This is a genomic window from Halomonas sp. LBP4, from assembly GCF_003202205.1.
In the GTDB taxonomy this organism is placed as follows: domain Bacteria; phylum Pseudomonadota; class Gammaproteobacteria; order Pseudomonadales; family Halomonadaceae; genus Halomonas; species Halomonas flagellata.
Genome location: NZ_PDOG01000003.1, coordinates 358826 through 382679, shown reverse-complemented (window position 1 = coordinate 382679; position 23854 = coordinate 358826). Strand labels below are relative to the sequence as shown.

General features: G+C 69.6%; 20 protein-coding genes. 8 read left to right on the top strand and 12 right to left on the bottom strand.

Annotated features, from left to right (window positions below; all coding sequences use genetic code 11):
• Positions 1-49 precede the first annotated feature (49 nt).
• From CR157_RS12180 to CR157_RS12145, 8 genes are all read right to left on the bottom strand, one after another.
• Positions 50-1066, bottom strand: a complete 1017-nt coding sequence (locus tag CR157_RS12180) for a septal ring lytic transglycosylase RlpA family protein (protein ID WP_110283799.1) — start codon at positions 1064-1066, stop codon at positions 50-52.
• Positions 1063-2130 carry a lytic murein transglycosylase B gene (gene mltB / locus CR157_RS12175; RefSeq protein WP_110283798.1) on the bottom strand — a complete coding sequence of 356 codons (1068 nt, stop codon included), beginning with the start codon at positions 2128-2130 and terminating at the stop codon, positions 1063-1065. Before mltB ends, CR157_RS12180 begins: the two co-directional genes overlap by 4 nt.
• A 240-nt stretch (positions 2131-2370) precedes the next feature.
• The gene (gene rodA / locus CR157_RS12170) at positions 2371-3531 is read right to left on the bottom strand and encodes a rod shape-determining protein RodA (RefSeq protein ID WP_110283797.1); all 1161 of its coding nucleotides are present in this window, start codon (positions 3529-3531) and stop codon (positions 2371-2373) included.
• Between the two features lie 3 nt (positions 3532-3534).
• Positions 3535-5442 carry a penicillin-binding protein 2 gene (gene mrdA / locus CR157_RS12165; RefSeq protein WP_110283796.1) on the bottom strand — a complete coding sequence of 636 codons (1908 nt, stop codon included), beginning with the start codon at positions 5440-5442 and terminating at the stop codon, positions 3535-3537.
• An 84-nt stretch (positions 5443-5526) separates the two neighbouring features.
• On the bottom strand, positions 5527-5994 hold the full coding sequence (gene rlmH / locus CR157_RS12160) for a 23S rRNA (pseudouridine(1915)-N(3))-methyltransferase RlmH (protein ID WP_110283795.1): 468 nt from the start codon (positions 5992-5994) through the stop codon (positions 5527-5529).
• The gene (gene rsfS / locus CR157_RS12155; protein WP_110283794.1) at positions 5991-6368 is read right to left on the bottom strand and encodes a ribosome silencing factor; all 378 of its coding nucleotides are present in this window, start codon (positions 6366-6368) and stop codon (positions 5991-5993) included. Before rsfS ends, rlmH begins: the two co-directional genes overlap by 4 nt.
• Before the next feature lie 69 nt (positions 6369-6437).
• Complete coding sequence (gene nadD / locus CR157_RS12150) at positions 6438-7067, bottom strand: nicotinate-nucleotide adenylyltransferase (protein ID WP_110283793.1); 630 nt, start codon at positions 7065-7067, stop codon at positions 6438-6440.
• A gap of 65 nt (positions 7068-7132) precedes the next feature.
• Positions 7133-8371 carry a glutamate-5-semialdehyde dehydrogenase gene (locus tag CR157_RS12145; protein ID WP_258364167.1) on the bottom strand — a complete coding sequence of 413 codons (1239 nt, stop codon included), beginning with the start codon at positions 8369-8371 and terminating at the stop codon, positions 7133-7135.
• A 179-nt stretch (positions 8372-8550) separates the two neighbouring features.
• Between CR157_RS12145 and CR157_RS12140 the strand changes: the two genes are divergently transcribed.
• The 3 genes from CR157_RS12140 to CR157_RS12130 are packed head-to-tail and all read left to right on the top strand — an operon-like array spanning position 8551 to position 11775.
• The gene (locus CR157_RS12140) at positions 8551-9420 is read left to right on the top strand and encodes a hypothetical protein (RefSeq protein ID WP_110283791.1); all 870 of its coding nucleotides are present in this window, start codon (positions 8551-8553) and stop codon (positions 9418-9420) included.
• Complete coding sequence (locus tag CR157_RS12135) at positions 9413-10342, top strand: GGDEF domain-containing protein (RefSeq protein ID WP_110283790.1); 930 nt, start codon at positions 9413-9415, stop codon at positions 10340-10342. The genes CR157_RS12140 and CR157_RS12135 overlap by 8 nt, the downstream gene beginning before the upstream one ends.
• A gap of 29 nt (positions 10343-10371) precedes the next feature.
• Entirely contained in the window at positions 10372-11775 is a 1404-nt protein-coding gene (locus CR157_RS12130) for a bifunctional DedA family/phosphatase PAP2 family protein (protein WP_110283789.1), read from the top strand.
• Positions 11776-11876: 101 nt separating this feature from the next.
• On the opposite strand, the gene CR157_RS12125 is transcribed toward CR157_RS12130, so the two are convergent.
• Both CR157_RS12125 and mpl read right to left on the bottom strand, forming a co-directional pair.
• Positions 11877-12509 carry a flavin prenyltransferase UbiX gene (locus CR157_RS12125; RefSeq protein WP_110283788.1) on the bottom strand — a complete coding sequence of 211 codons (633 nt, stop codon included), beginning with the start codon at positions 12507-12509 and terminating at the stop codon, positions 11877-11879.
• Positions 12502-13893 carry a UDP-N-acetylmuramate:L-alanyl-gamma-D-glutamyl-meso-diaminopimelate ligase gene (gene mpl, locus CR157_RS12120; RefSeq protein WP_110283787.1) on the bottom strand — a complete coding sequence of 464 codons (1392 nt, stop codon included), beginning with the start codon at positions 13891-13893 and terminating at the stop codon, positions 12502-12504. Before mpl ends, CR157_RS12125 begins: the two co-directional genes overlap by 8 nt.
• A 274-nt stretch (positions 13894-14167) precedes the next feature.
• Between mpl and CR157_RS12115 the strand changes: the two genes are divergently transcribed.
• Entirely contained in the window at positions 14168-15427 is a 1260-nt protein-coding gene (locus CR157_RS12115) for a 6-phosphofructokinase (protein WP_110283786.1), read from the top strand.
• A gap of 353 nt (positions 15428-15780) precedes the next feature.
• On the opposite strand, the gene CR157_RS12110 is transcribed toward CR157_RS12115, so the two are convergent.
• Positions 15781-17508: a bifunctional protein-serine/threonine kinase/phosphatase gene (locus CR157_RS12110; RefSeq protein WP_110283785.1), complete on the bottom strand. Its 1728-nt coding sequence runs from the start codon at positions 17506-17508 to the stop codon at positions 15781-15783.
• Positions 17509-17777: 269 nt separating this feature from the next.
• On the opposite strand from CR157_RS12110, the gene ppa reads away from it, so the two are divergent.
• Positions 17778-18308, top strand: coding sequence for an inorganic diphosphatase (gene ppa, locus CR157_RS12105; RefSeq protein ID WP_110283784.1), 531 nt, complete (start codon positions 17778-17780; stop codon positions 18306-18308).
• 61 nt (positions 18309-18369) lie between these two features.
• On the opposite strand, the gene CR157_RS12100 is transcribed toward ppa, so the two are convergent.
• Positions 18370-19653, bottom strand: a complete 1284-nt coding sequence (locus CR157_RS12100; RefSeq protein ID WP_110283783.1) for a DUF2333 family protein — start codon at positions 19651-19653, stop codon at positions 18370-18372.
• Positions 19654-19843: 190 nt separating this feature from the next.
• On the opposite strand from CR157_RS12100, the gene dsbD reads away from it, so the two are divergent.
• The 3 genes from dsbD to accC all read left to right on the top strand — a co-directional run bounded on the left by dsbD (position 19844) and on the right by accC (position 23771).
• Positions 19844-21688 (top strand): protein-disulfide reductase DsbD, encoded by a 1845-nt coding sequence (gene dsbD, locus CR157_RS12095; protein ID WP_110283782.1) that lies wholly within the window; start codon positions 19844-19846, stop codon positions 21686-21688.
• Between the two features lie 248 nt (positions 21689-21936).
• On the top strand, positions 21937-22398 hold the full coding sequence (accB, locus tag CR157_RS12090) for an acetyl-CoA carboxylase biotin carboxyl carrier protein (protein WP_110283781.1): 462 nt from the start codon (positions 21937-21939) through the stop codon (positions 22396-22398).
• 29 nt (positions 22399-22427) lie between these two features.
• The gene (accC, locus tag CR157_RS12085; protein WP_110283780.1) at positions 22428-23771 is read left to right on the top strand and encodes an acetyl-CoA carboxylase biotin carboxylase subunit; all 1344 of its coding nucleotides are present in this window, start codon (positions 22428-22430) and stop codon (positions 23769-23771) included.
• The last annotated feature ends 83 nt before the right edge of the window (positions 23772-23854 follow it).

Below are 23854 nucleotides of genomic sequence, written 5' to 3'. Positions count from 1 at the left end.
GCGAATCTCATCAGGGACATCGGGGACATCATGATACGGGGGCGCCGACTCAATCGACACCGTTGACGACGAAAGCCTGGTCGAAACCGGCACGACGCAGCTCGTCACGCACCGGGGCGACCTGGCCGGCATGGGCGAGCGGCCCTACCTGCACGCGATGCAGGCCAGTGGCACTCGCCACCCGCACCGGATGGGACAGCTCGTCCTGCAGGCGGGCCTTGAGGGCCTGGGCGCTCTCCGCGGAACCGAGGGCGGCAACCTGCAGGTAGATGGGGCGGCCATCCGCAGCACGATGCTCCGTCGCACCGCTGTCGCTGGCGGCCGAGGGCCGTGTCTCGGCTCGCGCCACCGGGGCCGGGGCAACCACGGCGGCGGACTCGTGCGCCAGCTCGGCGACCCGCACCGACGCCGCCTGTCGATCGGCTCCGTTGCCCTGCGCCGCACCGCCCGACGGAGCGCCGGCCGAGCCGTTCTCGGCCAGCCAGCGCTCGACGTCGATGGCCTCCACCTTCACCCGCCCGGTGCCGCGATCGAGGATATCGAGGCGCGCGGCGGCGGCGTAGGAGAGGTCGATCTCGCGGTCGCTGTGGAAGGGACCGCGGTCGTTGACGCGCACGATCACCGAGTTGCCGTTGTCGAGGCTGGTCACCCGCACGAAGCTGGGCAGCGGCAGCGACCGATGTGCGGCACTCATCTTGTACATGTCGTAGATCTCGCCATTGGACGTGGCATAGCCATGGAACTTCTCGCCGTACCAGGAGGCGGTGCCCTGGCGGGCATAGCCGCGGGCATCGGGCAGCACCTGGTAGGTCTTGCCCCACACCTCGTAGCTGGGCCGGTTCCCCCCGCGGGAGGGGGGCTCGATACGCGGCACGGCATCGGGCACCTCCCGCACGTCCGGCGGCTCCTCGGGATAAGCGTCACCGGCCATGGCATAACGCTCGCCGCTGCCGGGGGTCGCGGCCGGCGCCGAGGCAGGACGCTCGCCGGAGGGCCGGGCGCCCCCGCCACCGGCACAGCCCGCCAGCTGCAACACGACAGCCAGGGCAATCCACCAGGCCCTCATGAACGCCCCTCCGCATCATCGTCGGGGGGCACCAGGGGACCCGCCTCGAGCGCCTGGGCCGCGCGGATCGCCTCGGCCAGCTCGGTCACCGCCATGGCGTAGAGGTGGCTGTGGTTGTAGCGGGTGATGACATAGAAGTTGCGGTGGCCGACGCGATAACGATACTCCTCGTCGGCGACATCGAGGGCCAGTGGTACCACCGACTGCTCGTCGTCGAGCTCACCGCGGGGCTGGATGCCCGCCCGGCGCAGCGTCCCGACCGGGGCATAGGGCGGCCGGGTGAGATTGAACTCGACACCCTCGGGCAAGGCCTCGGGGCCCACGGCCTCCTGGTAGATCGATGCGCCCCGACGCCAGCCGTGCTCGGCGAAATAGTGGCCCACGCTGCCGATGGCGTCCACCGGGTTGGTCCAGAGATCGCGAATGCCATCGCCGTCGAAGTCCACCGCATAGGCACGATAGCTGGTGGGAATGAACTGCGGATAGCCCATGGCCCCCGCGTAGGAGCCGGCGAGGCTGCCGGGGTCGACCCCCTGCTCGCGGGTAATCTCCAGGAAGGCCGCCAGTTCGCCGAGGAAGAAGGCGCCACGCCCCGGATGGTGGAAGGCGAGGGTGGAGAGCGAATCGAGCACCCGGTGGCGGCCGGTGAAGCGACCGTAGCTGGTCTCGACGCCGATGATGGCGGCGATCACCTCGGGGGGCACCCCATACTCGGCCTCGGCGCGCTCGAAGGCCTCGCGGTGCGCCTCGATGAAGGCCACCCCGCGGGTGATGCGCTCGGGCTGCAGGAATATCTCGCGGTACTCGTCCCAGCGCAGGCGCCGCTCCGCGGCTCCCTCCATGGCATCCAGCACGCCCTGCTGGAAGCTGGCATCGCGCATGGCCGCCTCCAGCCAGTCGCGCTCGAGCCCCTTGCCGGCCAGTTCGTCGACCAGCGCCCTCACCTCTTCACGCCGCTCGGGGTCGAAGTCCGGCGCGGCCTGGGTGGCAAACGCCAGCAGCGACAGCCCCGCACCGGCGATCACTGCCAAGGCCCTGGCTCCTTGAAAACGGGACACCACCATGCGCTTGCCCTCTCCCTGATTCGACCGCTACGCTTTGTCTGAAAACTGTCTGCGCTCGCCCATGCGGCGTTAAAAATCGGCTCAAAGTACTCATTTACACCGCGTAAACTCCGCTTTGGACTCGCGACATCCCTGTCGCTCGCTCTTCGAGCAGCGGAGCTGCCCAAATCGTCAGTCCTGACGATTTGTCGCCGATTTTTGCCTTGTCTGGCCATCGCTCGCCGACTTTTCAGACAAAGCTTAGCGCGGCAGCAGCCGGCGGTGAGCGTGAATGGCCATGAGAATACCGAAACCGGCCAGCAAGGTCACGCTGGAGGTGCCGCCATAGCTGACCAGGGGCAGCGGCACTCCGACCACCGGCAGGATGCCGCTGACCATCCCCACGTTGACGAACACGTAGATGAAGAAGGTGAGGATGATGCTGCCGGCCAGCAGCCTGCCGAAGGTGTCCTGGGCACCGGCGGCCAGCCACAGGCCACGGCTGATGATCAACAGGTAGAGCACCAGCACCGCCAGCATGCCGACCAGCCCGAACTCCTCGCCCAGGACCGCGACGATGAAGTCGGTGTGTCGCTCCGGCAGGAACTCCAGTTGCGACTGGGTGCCCTGCAGCCACCCCTTGCCGAACAGCCCACCGCTGCCGATGGCGGTGGTCGACTGGATGATGTTCCAGCCCGCCCCCAGCGGGTCGCTGTTGGGGTCGAGGAAGGTCAGCACCCGCTGGCGCTGGTAGTCGTGCAGGTTCAGCCACAACACCGGCAGCGCCGCCGCCGCCAGGCCGGCCAGCACGGCGATGAAACGCCAGGAGAGCCCGGCCAGCAGCACCACGAAGATCGCCGCCGCGGCCACCAGCAGCGAAGTACCCAGGTCGGGCTGCTTGGCGATCAGCACCACCGGCACACCGATGAGCAGGGCACAGACCGCCAGGTCCTTCAACCGCGGCGGCAACTCGCGGCGGCTGAGGTAGGCCGCGACCATCAGCGGCATCGCCAGCTTCATCAGTTCCGACGGCTGGAAACGGATCACCCCGGGGATCACCAGCCAGCGTTGGGCGCCCATGCCCATGTCGCCCACCAGTTCCACCGCCACCAGCATCAACAGGCCGGCGACATAGACGGGCAGCGCCCAGCGCAGCAGCGTGGTGGTCGAGACCTGGGCCAGCAGCAGCATCACCACCAGTGCCACCCCGAAGCGGATGCCCTGGGCGATGACCACCTCGAGCCGCTGGCCGCTGGCGCTGTAGAGCACCACCAGCCCGGCCAGCATCAATACCAGCAGCATGCCGAGAAGCCAGGGGTCCAGGTGCACGCGCTCCCAGACGCCGCGCTTGCGGGCGATGCCGCTGGCCGGAGGGCGCACCGGGTGGCCACGCAGGGGGCGGGGCAGGTCGATCAAGGCCATGGGTCAGTTCCCCGCCACGCGGGCATCGTCGTTCTCCATCTCTTCACGGATCTCCTCGACATCGAGCGCCTCGTCGTCCAGCAGCCAGGCGTCGGTCATGGCCCGCGCCAGGTGCGCGGCATGGGTACTGCCCCCCCCGGCGTTCTCGACGATCACCGACACGGCGATCTGCGGGTCCTCGAGGGGGGCGAAGGCCATGAACAGGGCGTGGTCGCGCAGCCGCTCGGCCAGCTCATCGGCGTCGTAGCGCTGGTCCTGGCCCAGCGAGAAGACCTGGGCGGTGCCCGACTTGCCCCCCATGCGGTACTCGAGCCCCACCCCGGTGCGCCGCGCCGTGCCCTCGCTGCCACTGAGCACCTTCTCCATGCCGGCGAAGACCTTGTCCCACCAGCCGTCGCTGGCCAGGGTGATATCCGCCGGGGTATCGGGCAGGTCCAGCGGCACCTCCTCCTCACCGATACGGCTGGCCATGCGCGGCTTGACCCACTGCCCCCGGTTGGCGAGCACCGCGGTGGCCGTGGCCAGCTGCAGCGGTGTCACCTGCCAGTAACCCTGGCCGATTCCCACCGACAGGGTCTCGCCGGGATACCAGGGCTGGTTGAAACGGCCGCGCTTCCACTCCCGCGAGGGCATCAGGGCGGAGCTCTCGCCGAAGGCGTCATGGGCGACCCGCTGGCCGAAGCCGAAGGCACTCATGTTGTCGTGGAGGCGGTCGATGCCCATGTCGTGGGCCAGCGAATAGTAGTAGGTGTTGTTGGAGACGGCGATCGAGCGCTCCATGTCGACCCGGCCATGCCCCCAGCGCAGCCAGTTGCGGTAACGCCGCGAATCGTTGGGCAACTGGTAGTACCCCGGGTCGACGATGGTCTTGTCAGGGGTGATCTCCCCCTCGACCAGGCCGGCCAGGGCCAGGAAGGGCTTGATGGTCGACCCCGGCGGATACTGGCCACGAATGGCGCGATTGAACAGCGGCAGGTCGATGTCCTCCTGCAGCGCCCGGTAGGAGGCCACGTCGATGCCGGTGACGAACTGGTTGCTGTCGAACCCCGGCACCGAGACCATGGCCAGGATCTCGCCCGTCCCGGGCACGATGGCGACGATGGAGCCACGCCGGCCGTCGAGGAGCTCATAGGCCAGCTGCTGCAGCTCCTTGTCGAGGGTCAGGGTCAGGTTCGCTCCCGGCACCGGGTCGGTGCGACCGAGTTCGCGCAGCACCCGGCCACGGGCATTGGTCTCGACCTTGCGCAGCCCCGACTGGCCATGCAGGGCCTCCTCGTAGAACCGCTCGACCCCGGTCTTGCCGATGAAGTGGGTACCGGCATAGCGACCCGCGTCCAGGGTCTCGAGCTCCTCGGCATTGATGCGCCCGACGTAGCCCAGGGCGTGGGCCATGATCTCGGCATCCGGGTAGTAGCGCAGCAACTGGGCCTCGACCTCGACCCCGGGCAGGCGGTGACGATTGACCGCCAGCCGGGCGATCTGGTCCTCGTCGAGGTCGCTCATCAACAGGGCCGGCTGGAAGGGGCGCTGGCGCTGGCGCGAACGCACCCGGAAGGCCTCGGCCTCCTCGTCGGGCAGCTCGAGAAGCTCCACCAGGAGTGCCAGGGTGGCATCCAGGTCGTCGACCCGCTCCCGTACCAGGGTGAGGCTGTAGGTGGGGCGGTTCTCGGCCAGCAGCACCCCGTTGCGGTCGTAGATCAGGCCGCGGGTCGGCGGCAGCGGCTCCACCCTGACCCGGTTCTTCTCCGAGCGGGTACTGTAGACCTCGTGCTGCACCACCTGCAGGTAGACCAGCCGCCCCATCAGCAGGCCGGTCATGGCGAAGACCAGCAGCACCGCCAGCAGCGAGCGCACGCGGAAGGTACGCAGCTCCTGCTCGGGATTCTTCAGGGTCTCGCGTCGCTCACGCATTCTCGGCAATGGCCTCGGCTGACGCCTCGCCCGAAGGCGGGGCTCACGTCGGTTACAGGGACACCTTCGAGGGTCGGAGACGGCTCAACGGTGATAGGGGTGACCCACCATCAGGGTCCAGGCACGGTAGAGCTGCTCGGCGAGCAGGATGCGCACCAGCGGGTGCGGCAGGGTCAGCGGCGACAACGACCAGCGCTGGTCGGCGGCGGCCGAGAGCGACGGCTCGAGGCCGTCCGGCCCGCCCACCAGCAGGGCCACGTCACGCCCCTCGAGTCGCCATGCCTCGGCCTCCCGGGCCAGCTGCTCGGTACTCCAGGCCTTGCCCCCCACCTCGAGAGCCACCACGCGCTCGTCCCCCCGGAGCCGGGCGCGGATGCGCTCGGCCTCGAGGGCGACCGCCCGGCCCAGGTCGGCATTCTTGCCGCGCTGTCCCGGGGTGATCTCCTCCACCTCCAGGGCGAAGTCCCGGGGCAGTCGCTTGCGGTACTCCTCGACGCCCTGGGTCACCCAGGCCGGCATGCGACTCCCCACCGCCAGCAGGCGCACCCTCATGCGCCGCCCGCCTCGCCTCCGCTGCGCGTTCCGCGCGCCTCTGCATCACTGGGCAGGTCGGCCCAGAGACGCTCGAGATCGTAGAGCTGGCGGGTTTCGGGCAGCATCACGTGGACCACCAGGTCGCCGAGGTCCACCAGCACCCAGTCGGCACCGTTCTCGCCCTCGACGCCCAGCGGCTGGATGCCCCCGGCCTTGGCCTTCTCCACCACGTTGTCGGCCAGCGCCGCCACATGGCGAGTGGAGGTGCCGCAGGCGATCACCATCAGGTCGGTCACGCTGGTCAGGCGGGAGACATCCATCAGGCTGATGTCCCTGGCCTTGAGCTCCTCCAGCGCGTCCACCGCCAGAGTCTTGAGTGCGTCGATTTGCATAGCCCTTCGTGTCAGCCCCTCGTTGAGCGAAATCGTGGTTACCGTCATTGTACCGGGTTGCGGCGGCTCTCAGGAACCGGAATAGAAGCCATGCGCCAGGATGCGCGCCTCCACCGCCTCGGGCAGCAGGTAGCGCACGCTGCGCCCCTGGGCCAGGCGCCGGCGCACCCCGGTGGCCGAGATCGCCATGCGCGAGGGCAGCGCCAGGCGCAGCAGCGACCCCGCCGGCCGGGCCATCAGCGTCTCCGGGGCGTCCACCTCGCGCCCGGCGAGCAGCGCCACCAGCGCCGCCGGCAGCGGCGCCTCGAAGTCGGGACGGTCGATCACCACCACATGGGCCAGCTCGAAGAGCCGCTCGGGCTCGTGCCAGTCGGCCAGGCGCCGGAAGGCGTCGTGACCCAGCGCCATCACCAGGCGGGCCTGCTCGCCGACCTCCTCGCGCAACGAGGCCAGGGTGTCGGCACTGAAGGAGGGGCCGTCCCTGCGCAGCTCACGGGGGTCGGCGACGAGTCCCGGGGTGTCGCCTATCCCCAGGCGCAGCAGTTCGAGGCGCTCGGCGGGCGCGACATGCGGCTCGCCCCGCAGCGGCGGCATGCTGGCGGGAATCATGTGCACCCGGTCCAGGGCAAGCGCCTCGCGGAGCTCCACGGCACTGCGCAGGTGCCCCAGGTGCACCGGGTCGAAGGTGCCGCCGAGCATGGCGAGGCGCGGTGGTGACGGCCTGTCCTCGCCCCGCGCCGGCAGACCGCGCTGCGGATCGGCAGTCACCGGCGAACCTGGCCATCACCGAGGACGATGTACTTGCGCGTGGTGAGCCCCTCGAGGCCCACCGGCCCCCGGGCATGGAGCTTGTCGGTGGAGATGCCGATCTCGGCACCCAGGCCGTACTCGAAGCCATCGGCGAAGCGGGTCGAGGCGTTGACCATCACCGAGCTGGAGTCCACCTCGGCCATGAAGCGACGCGCCAGCCCGTAGTGCTCGGTGACGATGGCGTCGGTATGGTGCGAGCCATAGCGCTCGATATGCGCGACCGCCGCGTCGATGCCGTCGACCACGCGAATCGCCAGCACCGGCGCCAGGTACTCGGCTTGCCAGTCCTCCTCGGTGGCGGGGGTCGCCTCGGGGAGAATCGTGCGGGTACGCTCGCAGCCGCGCAGCTGGACACCGTGCCCGGCATAGGCTTCGGCGAGCCTCGGCAACAGCGCCTCGGCCACGGGGGCATCGACGAGCAGGGTCTCCATGGTATTGCAGGTGCCGTAGCGATGGGTCTTGGCATTCACCGCGATGGCCAGGGCCTTCTCCGGGTCGGCGGTGGCATCGAGGTAGACGTGGCAGACGCCGTCCAGGTGCTTGATCACCGGCACCCGCGCCTCGCGGGAGATGCGCTCGATCAGTGACTTGCCGCCCCGCGGGATGATCACGTCGACATACTCGGGCATGGCGATCAGCCGGCCCACGGCGGCGCGGTCGGTGGTCGCCACCACCTGCACCGCGCCCTCGGGCAGGCCGGCATCGAGCAGGCCGGTGCGAATGCAGGCGGCGATGGCGGCGTTGGACTCGCGGGCCTCGGAACCGCCGCGCAGGATGCAGGCGTTGCCGGACTTGAGGCACAGGCTGGCGGCCTCCAGGGTGACGTTGGGCCGCGACTCGTAGATGATGCCGATCACCCCCAGGGGCACGCGCATCTGCCCCACCTGGATCCCGCTGGGGCGCGAGCGCAGGCCATCGATCTCCCCCACCGGATCCGGCAACGCCGCGACCTGGGCGAGCCCCTCGATCATGGCGTCGATGCGCCCGTCGTCCAGCGCCAGTCGCTCGAGCAGCGCAGCGTCCAGGCCGCTCTCCCGCCCCCGCGCGAGGTCGCGGGCATTGGCGGCGAGCAGTTCGGCGCGCGCGTCGGTGAGCCGCTCGGCCATGGCCAGCAACGCGGCGTTCTTGGGGCCGGTGGCGGTGCGGCGCATCGCGGTGGCCGCGGCGCGAGCCGCCTGGCCGAGGCGTTCCATGTAGGTATCGACATCGCCGACGTTCTCGGCACCGGCGGCCAGTGCGGCGGACGAATCGGAGTGGGAGGCGTGAGCAGTCATGCCGTAGAGTGTCTCCTGAGGCCGGGGTCGCCGAGTACAGGGGCGACGCCGACGTTATACTGTGCGGAAAACCGGGAAGGGATTCATAGTAAGCCACCATGCAGAGCAAGTACAAAATCGGCCTGCTGCGGGGCAACCTGCTGGCCGCGGCCCTGTTGCTGGCACTGCTGGCCCCCGCCGCGCCCACCCTCCCCGAGGCGCTACTCCTGTGGCTGGCGACGGGCTGGCTCGGCGTGACCGCCGCGCTGCTGGAGTTCAGCCATCGCCGCCCGGCCATGGTGCCGTGGCAACTGCTGCCCAGCCTGTTGCTGGCCGCCCTGCTGTGGGTGGCCCCCGAGCGTTACCTGATCTGGTTGTGGGCCTGGGCGGTGCTGATCATGCTGCCCCAACCCGCCTGGATGACGGGGCTCAACGTCCTGCTCGCCGGCCTGACCTGGTGGTCGCTGCAGGACAGGATGAGCCTGGAGCAGGCCGCCCTCTCGGGACTGGTACTGGCCGGCCTGTTGCTCCTCGGCCTGGTCCGCAGCCGTGAGCTGCAGCCGCTGCGCGGCCCGGCCCGTCGCCGCATGCGCCTGATCCCGGGGCTGCGTCTCTGGCCCCGGAGCCAGCTCTCTCACGACCTGGTGCGCGAGCGGGTCCGCGCCCGGCGCGAGGGCGTGCATGCCGAACTCTTGCTACTCCGGACCTCCCCCGGCCAGCTCTGGCCTCTGGCCCGCCGGCTCTGTCGGTTCACCCGCAGCTTCGAGAACTGCTACCGTCTCGACCGACGCACCCTGGCCACCCTGCTGCTCAGCCGCGACGCCGAGCAGGCCGAGCAGCGCCGCGACCGCCTGCTGAAGGCCCTCGACACGCCTGCCCGACTGCGCGTCGCCGCCCTGCCCCGGGTCGAATCGCTCGACGACGAGTGCCGCGCCCTGGAACGACAGCACAGCCCCATGACCGTAATCCGGGAGCTGGAGCATGATTGAACCCCGCGCCGCCCGACTGCACGCCCTGGTCTACGGCACCGGTGCCCTGCTGCTGTTGGGCCATGCCCTGTGGCTCTACCTGATGGGTGACTATCCGAGCATCCTGCTCCCCGTGCTGCTGACCCCGCTGATGCTGCTCGCGGCCCTGCTGCGCCTGGGCCAGGACGACCATGCCCGACTGTCGGCCTACCTGGTGCTGATCTGCGGCTACCTGTTGATCGCCGTGGAGCTGCCGCAGCAGGCCTCGCTGGCACCGCTGTGGCTGGGCCTGCCGGCGGTGCTCACCCTGCTGCTGCTGCCACTGGGGCCGGCCATGCTGCTCAACGTCATGCTGGTACCGGTCTGGCTGATCCTGGTCGGCGGGGAGCATCTCGATCGCGACCTGACGCTGAGCTACCTGGCGCTGATCGTGGTGGCCGGCCTGACGCCCTGGGAATTCCTGCGTCAGCAGGCGCTGTTGCGGGCCACCGACCCCCGTGACCCGGAATGCTCCGCCATCAACCGCGAGACCCTGCACGATCGGCTGCGCAGCGAGTGCGAACGCGCCGAACTGCTGGATCAGCGCCTGGTGGTGCTGCTGCTCCACCTGCCTCAGCTCGACATGGCCGGCGAGCAGTTCGGCCCCAGGGCGCGTCAGGCCCTGCTCGACGCCGTCTGCATCGAGGTCGACAAGCGCTGCCGCGACCACGACCTGCTGGGCCGGGAGAGACAGGCCGACTTCTGGCTGGTGCTGCCCGACACCAGCGAGAACGGCGCCATGCTGGTGTGCCAGCGCCTCGAACAGTCGCTGCAGCGGACGGTGCTGCTGGAGACCGGCCCGATCGAGACCCGCCTGGCCCTCTGTCTGCTGCAGCCGCGGGAGACACCGGAGCACTTCGAGCAGCGCCTGCAGGCCCGGACCCAGCGCCTGGCCGAGATCTGATCCCCTGCCGCCGACCACGGAGCGCCCTCTTGAGCCTCGCCGACACCCTCTACCAGTTGACCCCGCCCCCCACCCTGCTGCTGCTGATCATCACGGCCATCGCCCTGGTGGAGTCCCTGGCACTGGTCGGTCTGCTGGTGCCCGGCGTGGTGCTGATCACCGCCGCCGCCTCCCTGGCCGGCCACCAGGAGATCGCCCTGACGACGGTCATCGCGGCCGCCTGGGTCGGCGCCGTGGTGGGTGACGGCGCAAGCTTCCTGCTGGGCTACACCCAGCGCGAGAGGGTCACCCGCCTGTGGCCCCTCTCGCACCATCCGGAGTGGCTGGCCCGGGGCGCCCGCTTCTTCCAGCGCTATGGCAGCCTGTCGGTGTTCTTCGGCCGCTTCGTCGGCCCGGTACGCCCGATGGTACCGGTGATCGCCGGCATGCTGCACATGTCGCCTCGTGCCTTCCTCTGGGCCAATGTCGCCTCGGCGGTCCTGTGGGCCCCGGCCTATGTGCTGCCCGGCTATCTACTGGGGCGCACCTGGCAACAGCTGCTGGACCTGCCGGAGGGCATCGAGACCTGGTTGATCGCCCTGGCCGTGCTGCTGGTGGCGCTGGCGGTGGTGTTCTCCTGGCTACGCCAGCAGGTCACCCGCACCGGGCGCCTCTATCGCCTGGCGGCCAACGGCGCGCGGCGCCATCCGGTGATGCGGCGCTTCTGGCTGGCCCAGAGCTGGCGGGGACAGGGCGAGGTGCCGCTGGCCAGCTGGCTGCTGCTGATCCTCGCCCTGGGCACCCTCTCGGGCTGGACGCTGATGGTGATCCAGCAGCATGGCCCCCTGGAGATGGACCTGCGCGTCAACGCCCTCTTCACGGCCTTGGCCTCCCCCGCCCTGGCGGATGTCGGCCAGGCGCTCGCACGAGTCGGCGACACCTACGGGGTACTGGCCCTGGTGCTGCCCTGGGGCCTCTGGCTGCTGTGGAAGCGCCATCTGGCGGCCTTTCTGCACATCGCGGCCGGGCTCGGCGGCATCGCCCTGCTCAACACCCTGGGCAAGGCGCTGGTCGGTCGCGACCGCCCCGATGCACCGGACTACCTGACCGGCTCCCTGGCCTATCCCAGTGCCCATGCCTCCACCGCCGTGGTCGTGGCCGGCCTGGCCGCCGCCTTCATCGCCCGGGAACTGCCCCACCGACAGCGCCACTGGGTCTACTGGGGGGCGATTCTGCTCGTCGTTCCCATGGCGCTCTCGCGGCTGGTGATCGGCGTGCACTGGCTCAGCGACCTGGTCGGCGGCGCCCTGCTCGGCCTGGTGGTCTGCGCCCTGGTGCACCTGGCCTGGCAGCAGAAGCCCCATGCATCTCTCGCCCCCTGTCCCTGGTGGTGGCTCGGCGCCGCCTCGCTGATGCTGATCAGCGCCCGGGTGGCCTGGCTACCACCCGTCTGAGCTGGAAGCTGGAAGGCAGTATGTCGCCACCAGCGTCCAGATCAAGGGGTTTCTTCCAGCTTATAGCTTAAGGCTTACAGCCCCGGGCGAAGCCCGGCTCTTCAAGCTCCCGGCGAAGCCGGGTCACCCCAGCGCGGCATCAGGCGGTGTTCTATCCCCAGTTGGTTGAGGATGCGCGCGACGATGAAGTCGACCAGGTCGTCGATGCGCTTCGGCTGATGGTAGAACCCCGGCGCCGCCGGCAGGATCACCGCCCCCATGCGGGTCAGGCTCAGCATGTGCTCGAGATGGATCGCCGAGAAGGGCGTTTCCCGGGGCACCAGGATCAGCCGGCGACGCTCCTTGAGCGCCACGTCGGCGGCCCGCTCGATCAGGTTGTTGCTGGCGCCGGTGGCCACCGCCGAGAGGGTGCCGGTGGAGCAGGGACAGATCACCATCGCCGAGGGTGCCCCCGACCCCGACGCCACCGGCGCCATCCAGTCCTCGCGGCCGAAGCAGCGGATCTGGCCGGAAGCCGCGCCGGTGCGCTCGGCCAGCACCTCGGCCAGCCGCTGCGGGCGGGCCGGCAGGTCGATGTCGGTCTCGGTACTGATCACTAGATGAGCGGCCTTGGAGACCATCACCCACACGGCATGGTCGGCCGCCACCAGGGCCTCGATCAGGCGCAGGCCGTACTGGGCCCCGGAGGCTCCGGTGATGGCCACCGTCACCGGTTCGTGCAGGCGGTCAGCCATGAGCGGCCTCCAGGGCGGCCAGCAGCTTCTCGTGGATGCCGCCGAAATCGCCGTTGGACATCACCACGATGCGATCGAGCGGCCGCGCCTCGGTCACCAGGGCATCGACCAGGGCGTCGAGGTCCTCGTGCAGCTGGGCCGCCACGGGGCTCGCCGCGAGCAGCGGCGCCAGCGACCAGTCGAGCCCCGGCGGCTGGTACCAGAAGGCGGCGTCGGCGGCGCCGATGCTCGCGGCGAGGCGATCGCGCAGGGTGCCCAGGCGCATGGTGTTGGAGCGCGGCTCGATCACCGCCAGCAGCCGGCCGCGGGCGGTGGCGGCGCGCAGCCCCTCCAGGGTGGCGGCGATGGCCGTGGGGTGGTGGGCGAAGTCGTCGATCACCTGGATTCCGGCCACCTCGCCGCGCAGCTCCTGGCGCCGACGGGGGGACTCGAAGCGCGACAGCGCCGCACAGCCCCGCGCCAGGTCGACCCCGCAGGCGTGCGCTGCCGCCAGCGCGGCCAGGGCGTTGCGGGCGTTGTAGGCTCCGGTCAGCGGCCAATCGACCACGGCGTCCTCGTCGACGCTTTCCTCACCCTGGCCCTCCTGATGGATCACCCGGAAGCGCGAGGCGTCCTCGCGCTCGAGTTCCAGCCGCCAGGGACTGGCCGCCTCGCTGCCGAAGCGGACCACCGGCGTCCAGCAGCCCTGCTCGAGCACCCGGCCCAGCGCCGGCTCGCCGTCGGCCACCAGCAGCCGGCCGCGCCCGGGCACGGTGCGCACCAGGTGGTGGAACTGCCGCTCGATGGCGGCGAGGTCGGGAAAGATGTCCGCGTGGTCGAACTCGAGATTGCCGAGGATGGCGATCTCGGGACGGTAGTGGACGAACTTGGAACGCTTGTCGAAGAACGCCGTGTCGTACTCGTCGGCCTCGACCACGAAGGGTGCATCATGGGCCCCGAGGCGTGCCGAGACGCCGAAGTTGCGCGGCACCCCGCCGATCAGGAAGCCCGGCATCAGGCCGGCGGACTCCAGCAGCCAGGCCAGCAGGCTCGCCGTGGTGGTCTTGCCGTGGGTCCCGGCCACGGCGATCACCCGCCGCCCGGCCAGGACATGCTCGGCGAGCCACTGGGGCCCCGAGACATAGGGTAGCCCCCGGTCGAGCACCGCCTCCACCTCGGGGTTACCCCGGGAGAGGGCGTTGCCGACCACCACCAGGTCGGGGCGCGGCACAAGATTGGCGGCCGCATAGCCCTCGGCCAGACGGATGCCGGCCTCCTCGAGCTGGGTACTCATGGGCGGATAGACATGGGCATCCGAGCCGCTGACCGTGATGCCCAGTTCGCGGGCCAGTAGCGCCAGGCTGCCCATGAAGGTGCCGCAGATGCCGAGAATGTGAAGGTGCATGCTGTCTCCGACTGCATCGTGCCGCCGCGGGCCGCGGCGCGGTCACGGGAGACTAGCATGGCGCCCGCGGCACGCTCCAGCGGGCACCGTCGCGGGCGGGACACAAGCGCGTTTGGGCGCCACGCCGCGGCAGATGCAGCCCCTGCTACTTTCGGCTAGAATCAGACTCTTTCAAATTCAAACCCCCGAAGGAATCACTGAATAGAACGGCGTGCGGTCGCCCGACCCTCTATTCAGTGATTCCTGGACGCTACCCAGGAGCAGGAAAGCCCCCATGGCCCAGCACAACGCCTTCTACGCCCAGTCCGGCGGCGTCACCGCCGTGATCAATGCCAGCGCCTGCGGCGTGATCGAGGCCTGCCGCCGCCACCCGGAGCGCATCGGCAAGGTCTATGCCGGCCACAACGGCATCATCGGCGCCCTGACCGAGGATCTGATCGACGTGAGCCAGGAGTCCGACGAGACCATCGCCGCGCTGCGCCACACCCCGGGCGGCGCCTTCGGCTCCTGTCGCTACAAGCTCAAGGACATCGAGAGCCACCGCGCCCAGTACGAGCGCCTGATCGAGGTCTTCAAGGCCCACGACATCCGCTACTTCTTCTACAATGGCGGCGGCGACAGCGCCGACACCTGCCTCAAGGTCTCGCAGCTCTCCGAGCGGCTGGGCTATCCCCTCACCGCCATCCACGTGCCCAAGACCATCGACAACGACCTGCCGATCACCGACAACTGCCCGGGCTTCGGCAGCGTGGCCAAGTACATCGCCACCTCCACCCTGGAGGCCTCGCTGGACATCGAGTCGATGTGCGCCACCTCCACCAAGGTCTTCGTGCTCGAGGTGATGGGCCGCCATGCCGGCTGGATCGCCGCCGCCGGCGCCCTGGCCGGCAACGGCGAGGGCGAGCCCCCCCACCTGGTGATCTTCCCCGAGGTGCCCTTCGACCGCGCCGCGGTGATGGCCCGGGTCGAGGAGGCGGTGCAGAAGTACGGCTACTGCGTGATCGTGGTCTCCGAGGGCGCCCGCTACGAGGACGGCACCTTCCTCGCCGACTCCGGCAACACCGACGTCTTCGGCCACCGCCAGCTGGGCGGCGTGGCGCCGACGCTGGCCGGCATGGTCAAGCAGGACCTGGGCTACAAGTACCACTGGGCGGTGGCCGACTACCTGCAGCGCGCCGCCCGCCACCTGGCGGCCAAGACCGACGTGGAGCAGGCCTACGCCGTCGGCGAGAAGGCCGTGGAACTGGCCCTCGACGGCAAGAACGCCATGATGCCGACGATCCAGCGCATCGGTGACGCCCCCTACCAGTGGCGCATCGAGGCCGCCCCGCTGGCCGAGGTCGCCAATCGCGAGAAGTTCATGCCCCACGACTTCATCCGCGAGGACGGCTTCGGCATCACCGAGGCGTGTCGCCAGTACCTCTCGCCGCTGATCCAGGGCGAGGACTTCCCGCCGTTCGAGAACGGCCTGCCGAAGGTCGCCCGCCTCAAGCGCGCCAAGGTCGAGCGCAAGCTGCCCGAGTTCAAGCTCTAGGCAGCGAGCATCGGGCCTCGAGCTACGAGCTGGTCGTGGCTCGTGGCTCGTGCCCTAGGGGGTCAGACCCTGAGGACTCCCCGGAAATATTTCTGCATTATCAATGCGTTGGGTATGGGTGGGTGGCAGGTTGCCAGCGCTGCCGGTCCCTATGGGGTCAGACCCCGGCGGCGTCGAATCCGCTCGCAAGACGCACCATGACGGGCTTCGCGACTTGGCTGGGTCTGACCCCATAGGGGCAGCCTCGGAGCCTTCTTCGGCGAACAAGCTATCAACGTCGAGAAAAATGTGGGGATTCGGCAGGGTCTGACCCCATAGGGGCGGCTTCGGCGCCTGCATCAGTGCACGCGGGATCAGCGCAATAGCCAGGACAGCACCAGCAACAGCAGCAGGATACCGGCCACCCCCTGCCAGAAACGGGCCGGCTCGCGCAGCACCCGCGGGCTGGTGCGCGAGCCGTCGCGCTCGGCGCCCAGCGGCTGGCGCAGGGCATGCAGGAACTCCGACATGCGCCGGTAGCGCAGCGAGCGCTGCGGGTCCAGGGCCCGGCGCAGGGCGTCGTCAAGCACCGGCGTCACCTCGGGATTGAGGGTGCGGGCACTGCGATAGGCGAGCTGCTCCAGGTCGGTGTGGCCGCGCAACCGGTTGGGGGCCAGGGCGTAGGGCAGCTCGCCGGTCAACAGCCAGTAGACGGTGGAGGCAAAGGAGTACTGGTCGCTGCGCCGCCCCACCGAGTCGTCGAGGGCGTACTCCGGGGCGCTGTGCTCGGTGAGCCCCACCTGGCGCACCAGTTCCCGGGAACGCTTGTGACCGTCCACGTCGCGCAGGTGGCAGGCGCTGAAATCGGTCAGCACCACCTGGCCATGGGTGTCGATCAGCACGTTGCCGGGATGGATCTGCTGGTGCAGCAGGTCGCGGTGGTGCAGTGCCTGTACCGCCTTGCCGAGCTGGTTGGCGATATCCAGGCGCTGCACCAGGCTCGCCTGGGGATGCCGGCGCGCCCACTCGGTCAGGGTCTCGCCCTCCACGTAGGCCATCAGGTAGTAGAGATAGTGGCGCGGCCGCGAGGACTCCATGATGCGCACCACGAAGGGCGACTTGACCCGCTCCACCACCCACTGCTGGAGCAGGAAGTGCTCCAGGTAGGCGTTGCGGTTCGAGAGCTCGGGGCTCGGCGCCTTCATCACCATCTCCCGCTCGGTGTGCACGTCGCGCACGCGATAGACCCGCGACTGGGCGGTACGCGACAGCACCGCCTGCACCTCCAGGCCGTCCAGGCGCTCGCCGGGGGCGAGCTCCGGGGGAATCGGCAGGTCACCGTAGACCCGTCCCGGCGTGTCCTGCTCCTCGTCGGGCAGCTGATCGATGCGCACCAGCTGGAAGCAGAACTGCTCGGCACCATAGCCGCGCTCCTGGGCCCGCGCGACCGCCGCCTCGCCGAGGCGCTCGCAGGCGGCATCCAGGTCGCTGGCGTCCTGGCGTATCAGTTGCACGTACTCCGAGGGCATCAGGGTGCCCTGCGCCACCTGGGTGGTGAACAGGAAGAGGTCGCCCTGCTTGAGGGGCATGCGCAGGTAGTCGATGTCGATGCTGTTGTCCATGCCGAGCGCCCGGGAGGGGTAGCGATAGCCGCCCAGGTCGGTGACATGATCGCGGGAGAGCTGCTCGAACTCGGCGCCGCGCAGCCGGAACACCAGGGTGTCGCCCATATGGAAGAGGTGTGCCTCGCGGCCTCGGTAGACCACGGCCGAGAGCGAGGAGACATAGCTGCCCTCCTCGAGGTGCTGGCTCTGGCTGTAGCACCAGCCGTTGAGGGCGCGCAGCACCCGGGTGGCCGAGGTCTTGACGTCCCAGTGGTCGGGGGTCGAGATATAGTCCGCCAGGAAGCTACGAACGCTGAGGTCGCCCGCCTGCTTGGCGATGGCGTTGCGCGAGGTGGAGTCGCTGATCACCGCACAGGCCCCCTTGGCACGCAGGAGCGCCTGCTCGGGAACACGGACCGACATCGAGCTGCGATGCCGGCGCAGGTCCGGGGCCACGAAGGCCTGTCCATAACTCAGTGACAGCTGGGCGGATGCCAAGTTGCTCTCCTCAGGGTCGAACCTCGGGGTCGAAACGGCACGTCGTCACGGGCCAGGGGTTCATCGGGACACCATGATACACTCATGGCGGTGTCGCCGGGGTGTCAACCACCGCCGAAGACGGCCCTCCCACCCCGCAAGACCGCCACGGTTCGGCCTGCGGCCCCGTGTCACGACACCTATGTCGCATTGGTAATCCCCTCTCCGGCTCCGTATAATTCGCCGGATTTTTCGCCTATCCGGATTTTCGCCAACCGAAGGAAGCGACGATGAACTTCGACAACATCCCCGCCGGCAAGGAACTCCCCAACGACGTCTATGTGGCGATCGAGATCCCGGCCAACCACGCGCCGGTCAAGTACGAGATCGACAAGGACATGGGAGCGCTGCTGGTCGACCGCTTCATGGCCACCCCGATGTTCTATCCGGCCAACTACGGCTTCATCCCGCACACCCTGGCCGACGATGGCGACCCCCTGGATGCCCTGGTGGTAACGCCCTATCCGGTCCAGGCCGGAGCCGTGATCCGTGCCCGTCCGGTCGGCATCCTCAACATGACCGACGAGGCCGGCGAGGACGCCAAGCTGGTCTGCGTGCCGCACCCCAAGCTCTCCACTCTCTACGACGACGTCCAGGAGGTCACCGACCTGCCCGAGCTGCTGCGCCAGCAGATCGCCCACTTCTTCGAGAACTACAAGGATCTCGAGAAGGGCAAGTGGGTGAAGGTGGAATCGTGGGAAGGGGCCGAGGCCGCCCGCAAGGCGATCGAGAAGTCCGTGGCCGCGTACCAGAAGGCCTGAGCACGCCGCGCGCACATGCAAAGGGGCCGCCCGAGGGGCGGCCCCTTTGCATGTCGGGTGATCACTCCTCGTCGGGATCACCCTCTGCCGGCGAAGCCGGCGCCTCGTCCTGATCTGCCTCCGGGATCGTCGACTCGTCCTGATCCGCTTCCGGAACGGGCGCCTCGTCCGGCTCCGACAGCGGGGCCGGCTCTCCCGTCCGCTCGTCCTCCCGAGCCTCCTCGGGCGACGCCAGGGCCGGCGGCGGGCTCTCGCCCCCGGCATCCTCGCTGCGTTCCACCGCTTCCACCGGCGGCTCGACGGGCCCCTCGTCCTCGAGCGCCTCGGGGGCCGCCAGCCCGGCCGGCGGCGCCTCGAGTGCCGCGACCAGGTCCCGCGCCAGGTCCCGGGCGCGGATCACATGGTTGGCCATCACCAGCGAATGGTTGGCGAAGATGCCGAAGCCCGACCCGTTGAGCACCACCGGGCTCCACAGCCGGCGCTGGGTCCGCTCGAGCTCGGCGACGAGCATCTCCCACTCACCCGACACACCGGCCCGCTCGAGCACGTCCGCCTGGTCGCGCCGCACCGCCTCGAGCAGACGGGAAAGCGCCCAGCCGGTTCCCCGCGCCTCGAAGAAGATGTCGTCGACCCGGTACCAGGGGGTACGCGGGGGCAGATCGCCGGTAGCGATGTCCAGGTTGCGCAACTGCTCGCGGCTACCGACGCTGGCGGAGAGCCGCAGCCCCAGGTCGTCGAGTCGCCAGGCGACCTGCTCCAGCCAGGCCGCCAGGCCGGCGGCGGCGGCGAAGCCGGCACCGCCCGACTCGCCGAGCGCCACCAGATACTCGTCCAGGGCCACCAATGCCTGCTCGAGGCGCTGCTCGGTGGAGGGATAGAGCCAGTCGCGGCTGCTCCCGTCCAGCCGCTCGACGACCTCCTCGAGCACCGGATGGTCGCCCTCCTCCATGGCCGGCAGCGCACGGGAGAGGTCACGGGCCTGGTTCAGCACCCCCAGTTCCCACTGGGGCATGTTGTCGAGCCACAGGCCCGGCGGTGCGATGTCATTGCGCAGGTAGCCACCGGGCTTGTCGAGCAGGGTACTCACCACCGTCATCAGGCTGGTGGTGGTGACGGCGCCGCGGGCCGCCGGGCTGGAGGCCGCCTCGCCGCGCCGCTCGGCGGTGGCCTGCTCGACATCGAAGGCGGCCGGCGGCCGGCTCCACCAGATCCCCAGCGCTACGGTGACCAGCAGGTAGATCACCACCAGCGCCAGCAGCGGCTTCCATATCCAGCCGTAATCCGGGCGCTCGAGCGCCTCGACCTTCCTGCGGCGCCTGGCGGCGCCCTTTTCCGTCAAAGCCATGGTCCTGATTCCCTGATGGTGGCGAAGGCAGCGGCGCGACATTGGGGCGCAGCCGAAACCGGCATCATCTGATCCACAGTGCCGGCTCCCTGGGTTATCCTAGCAGCTGATCCTTCTCGCGGCGCCTGGTGCGGAACCCCGAGTGGCCGCCGGAGTCCTAGTCGCGATCACCTGGAAAAGGAAGACCGTTTTGATCTTCAGACGCCTGGCCTGCCTGATCGCCCTTGCGCTGCTACCGCTCGTCGGTCATGCCCAGTGGTTCTCCTCGAGCGGCTCCAGCGGTGACTTCCTGCCGGTGCTGGAGGCCTTCCAGCCCAGTGCCTGGCATGACGGCGAGACCCTCTTCGTGGGGGTCGAGAATGCCGACGGCTACTACCTCTACCGTCACCGGTTCGCCGTCGAGGCCAGGGACGAGACACTCGCACTGGGCGAACCCCGGCTGCCCCCGGGCGAGTTCAAGAGCGACGAGTTCCTCGGCGACGTTCATGTCTTCTACGACCGGGTGGTCCTCGAGGTTCCGCTGGAGAATGGCGCCCGGGGGCCACTGGACCTCACCCTGACCTTCCAGGGCTGCGCCGATGCCGGCCTCTGCTACCCCCCGGAACGGGTCGACCTGCAGGCCCCCGAGAGCTCGGCGCCGGCGGCCTTCGCCAGCTGGCAGGCCGAGGATGGCGACAGTGGCGGTAGCGATGCCGGCACCCCCGCCACGGCACCCCCCGCCCCCCAGAGCCCGGACGGCCGCTTCAGCGCCCTGATGAGCGATGCCAGCCTGCCGCTGGCCCTGGGCCTGTTCTTCCTCGCCGGGCTGGGGCTCACCTTCACCCCCTGCGTCCTGCCGATGGTGCCGATCCTGTCGTCGATCATCGTCGGCCAGCATCCGACCCGCCCGCGCGCCTTCGCCCTCTCGGCCAGCTACGTGGCCGGCATGGCCCTGACCTACGCGGCGGTCGGCGTGTTGATGGGACTGTTCGGCGCCGGGCTCAACCTCCAGGCGCGGCTGCAGTCCGCGCCGGTACTGATCGGCTTCGCGGTACTGTTCGTGCTCTTCGCCCTGGCCATGTTCGGCGCCTTCAACCTGCGCCTGGCCCCCGGGCTGGCCGGACGACTCGACGCCTGGCAGGCTCGCGCCCAGCGCAGCGGCCCCGGCGGCCTGGCGCTGGCCGGTGCGCTCTCGGTACTGGTGGTCTCGCCCTGTGTCTCGGCGCCCCTGGCCGGGGCCCTGGTGTTCATCTCCACCACCGGCGACGCCCTGCTGGGTGGCGCCGCCCTGCTCGCCCTGGGGCTCGGCATGGGCGTGCCGCTGCTGCTGGTCGGCACCTTCGGCACCACCCTGCTGCCGCGCACCGGCGCCTGGATGAACGGGGTCAAGGTCGCCTTCGGCATCCTGCTGCTGGGTGTGGCGATCTGGCTGGTCGAGCGCCTGCTGCCACCCGCCATGGCCCTGCTGCTGTGGGCCGCCCTGGCCATCGGCAGTGCCGTCACGCTGGGGGCGCTGACCGTCAACCAGGCCCAGGGCTGGCCCCGGGTGCGCCAGGCCGCCGGCATCCTGCTGCTGGCCTGGGGCGTCGCCCTGGTGCTCGGCGCCGCCCGCGGCGCCCACGACCCGCTTCGCCCCCTGGCCCCCACCACCACGATGTCCCCCACCGGGCAGGCGGTCGAGGTCACCACCGTGCATAGCCTCGACACCCTGGAAGCGGCCCTGCGGGCTGCCAGCGACGAGGGCCGCCCGGCCTTCGTCCACTTCACCGCCGACTGGTGCATCTCCTGCAAGCAGCTGGAGCGCCGGGTTTACCTCGACCCCCGGGTCGCCGCGCCGCTCTCCTCCTTCGCCCGCATCAATGTCGACGTCACCGAGACCGACGACACCTCCCGCGAGCTGCTCGACAGCTTCGGGTTGTTCGGCCCGCCGAGCCTGCTGTTCTTCGACGACGCCGAGGAGATCCGCGCGGCGCGCATCCAGGGCGAGGTGCGCGCCGCCGCCCTGGCCAGCCACCTGGACGGGGTGCTGGAGCGGCTGGAGGCCCGCCGGGGCTGAGCCTGCGCGGCCGGGCGGGGGCCGCGAAGCTCGCCGAACAGGTGCTCGAATCTCGTGATCGAACGCTGTTCTCCTGCTCGCTGGACATCCACGCCGATTTTCGGCACACTCCGGCGTCAATGCCTTATCACGGCCGATAGAGGCGGGAAGAGTCGCCATCTTGCCGCGATCTATTGCAAGTTGGCCCGGGTTGACAGCGTCGCCGGGGCTGCCGCCACCCACCGATACCAATCGATCGAGACAGAGTCATGGATATCCGCAAGGTCAAGAAGCTGATCGAACTGCTCGAAGAGTCCAACATCAGCGAAATCGAGATCCAGGAAGGCGAGGAATCGGTCCGCATCAGCCGACACCCCAACGGCACGAACTGGCAGCAGCCCATGCCCCAGGGCTATGCGCCCCCGGCACCGGCGGCCGCCCCCCCGGCCGTGGCGGCGCCCGCCGAGCCCGCCGGCGAAGCGGCGCCCGCCTACCAGGGCCACGCCGTGACCTCGCCCATGGTCGGCACCTTCTACCGCTCGCCGGCACCGGGCGCCAAGCCCTTCGTCGAGGTGGGCTCCAGCGTCAAGAAGGGTGACACCGTGTGCATCATCGAGGCCATGAAGATGATGAACCAGATCGAGGCCGATCGCGATGGCGTGATCGAGGCGTTCCTGGTCGAGGACGGCGAGCCGGTCGAGTTCGACCAGCCGATGCTCGTCATCTCCTGATCTTCCCACACACACTGGCGGACCCCATCATGCTGGACAAGGTTCTCATCGCCAATCGTGGCGAGATCGCCCTGCGCATCCTGCGTGCCTGCAAGGAGCTGGGCATCAAGACCGTTGCGGTCCACTCCAAGGCCGACCGCGAGTTGATGCACGTGCGCCTGGCCGACGAGGCCGTGTGCATCGGGCCGGCGCCCTCGGCCCAGTCCTACCTGAACATCCCGGCGCTGATCAGCGCCGCCGAAGTCACCGATTCCAGTGCCATCCATCCCGGCTACGGCTTCCTCTCCGAGAACGCCAACTTCGCCGAGCAGGTCGAGCGCTCCGGCTTCGTCTTCATCGGCCCGCGGGCCGAGACCATCCGCCTGATGGGCGACAAGGTCAGCGCCATCGAGTCGATGAAGAAGGCCGGCGTCCCCACGGTACCCGGCTCCGACGGCCCGCTGCCGGAGGACGACGAGGGCGAGATCATCGCCGTCGCCCGGCGCATCGGCTACCCGGTGATCATCAAGGCCGCCGCCGGTGGCGGCGGGCGCGGCATGCGCGTGGTGCACACCGAGGCCCACCTGCTCTCCGCGGTCACCGTCACCCGCACCGAGGCCCACTCGGCCTTCGGCGATGGCACCGTCTACATGGAGAAGTTCCTCGAGAACCCGCGCCATGTCGAGGTCCAGGTGCTGGCCGACGGCCAGGGCAACGCCATCCACCTCTATGATCGCGACTGTTCGCTGCAGCGCCGTCACCAGAAGGTGATCGAGGAGGCCCCGGCCCCGGGCATCGACCCCGATGCCCGCGCCGAGGTGCTCGAGGCGTGCCGGCAGGCCTGCCTCACCATCGACTACCGAGGCGCCGGCACCTTCGAGTTCCTTTACGAGGACGGCCAGTTCTTCTTCATCGAGATGAACACCCGGGTCCAGGTGGAGCATCCGGTCACCGAAATGGTCACCGGCGTGGATATCGTCCGCGAGCAGCTGCGCATCGCCTCGGGGCTGCCGCTGTCGGTTGGCCAGGAGGAGGTGCAGCTCAACGGCCACTCCTTCGAGTGCCGCATCAACGCCGAGGACTCCCGCACCTTCATGCCCTCCCCCGGCAAGGTGACCCTCTACCATCCGCCGGGTGGGCTGGGCGTGCGCATGGACTCCCACGTCTATACCGGCTACACGGTGCCGCCCCACTACGACTCGCTGATCGGCAAGCTGATCACCTGGAGCGCCGACCGCGAGACGGCGCTGATCCGCATGCGCAACGCCCTGGACGAGCTGCTGGTGGAAGGCATCAAGACCAACACCGACCTGCACAAGGACCTGGTGCGCGACGGCTACTTCCAGCAGGGAGGGGTGAATATCCACTACCTGGAGAAGAAGCTCGCGCAGTAACCGCCCAGCGCTTCGCGGGGTGGCCGACGCCACCCCGCTTTCGTTATCCGATGTCTGTCACCCCGGCGAGCCGATCGCCCCCC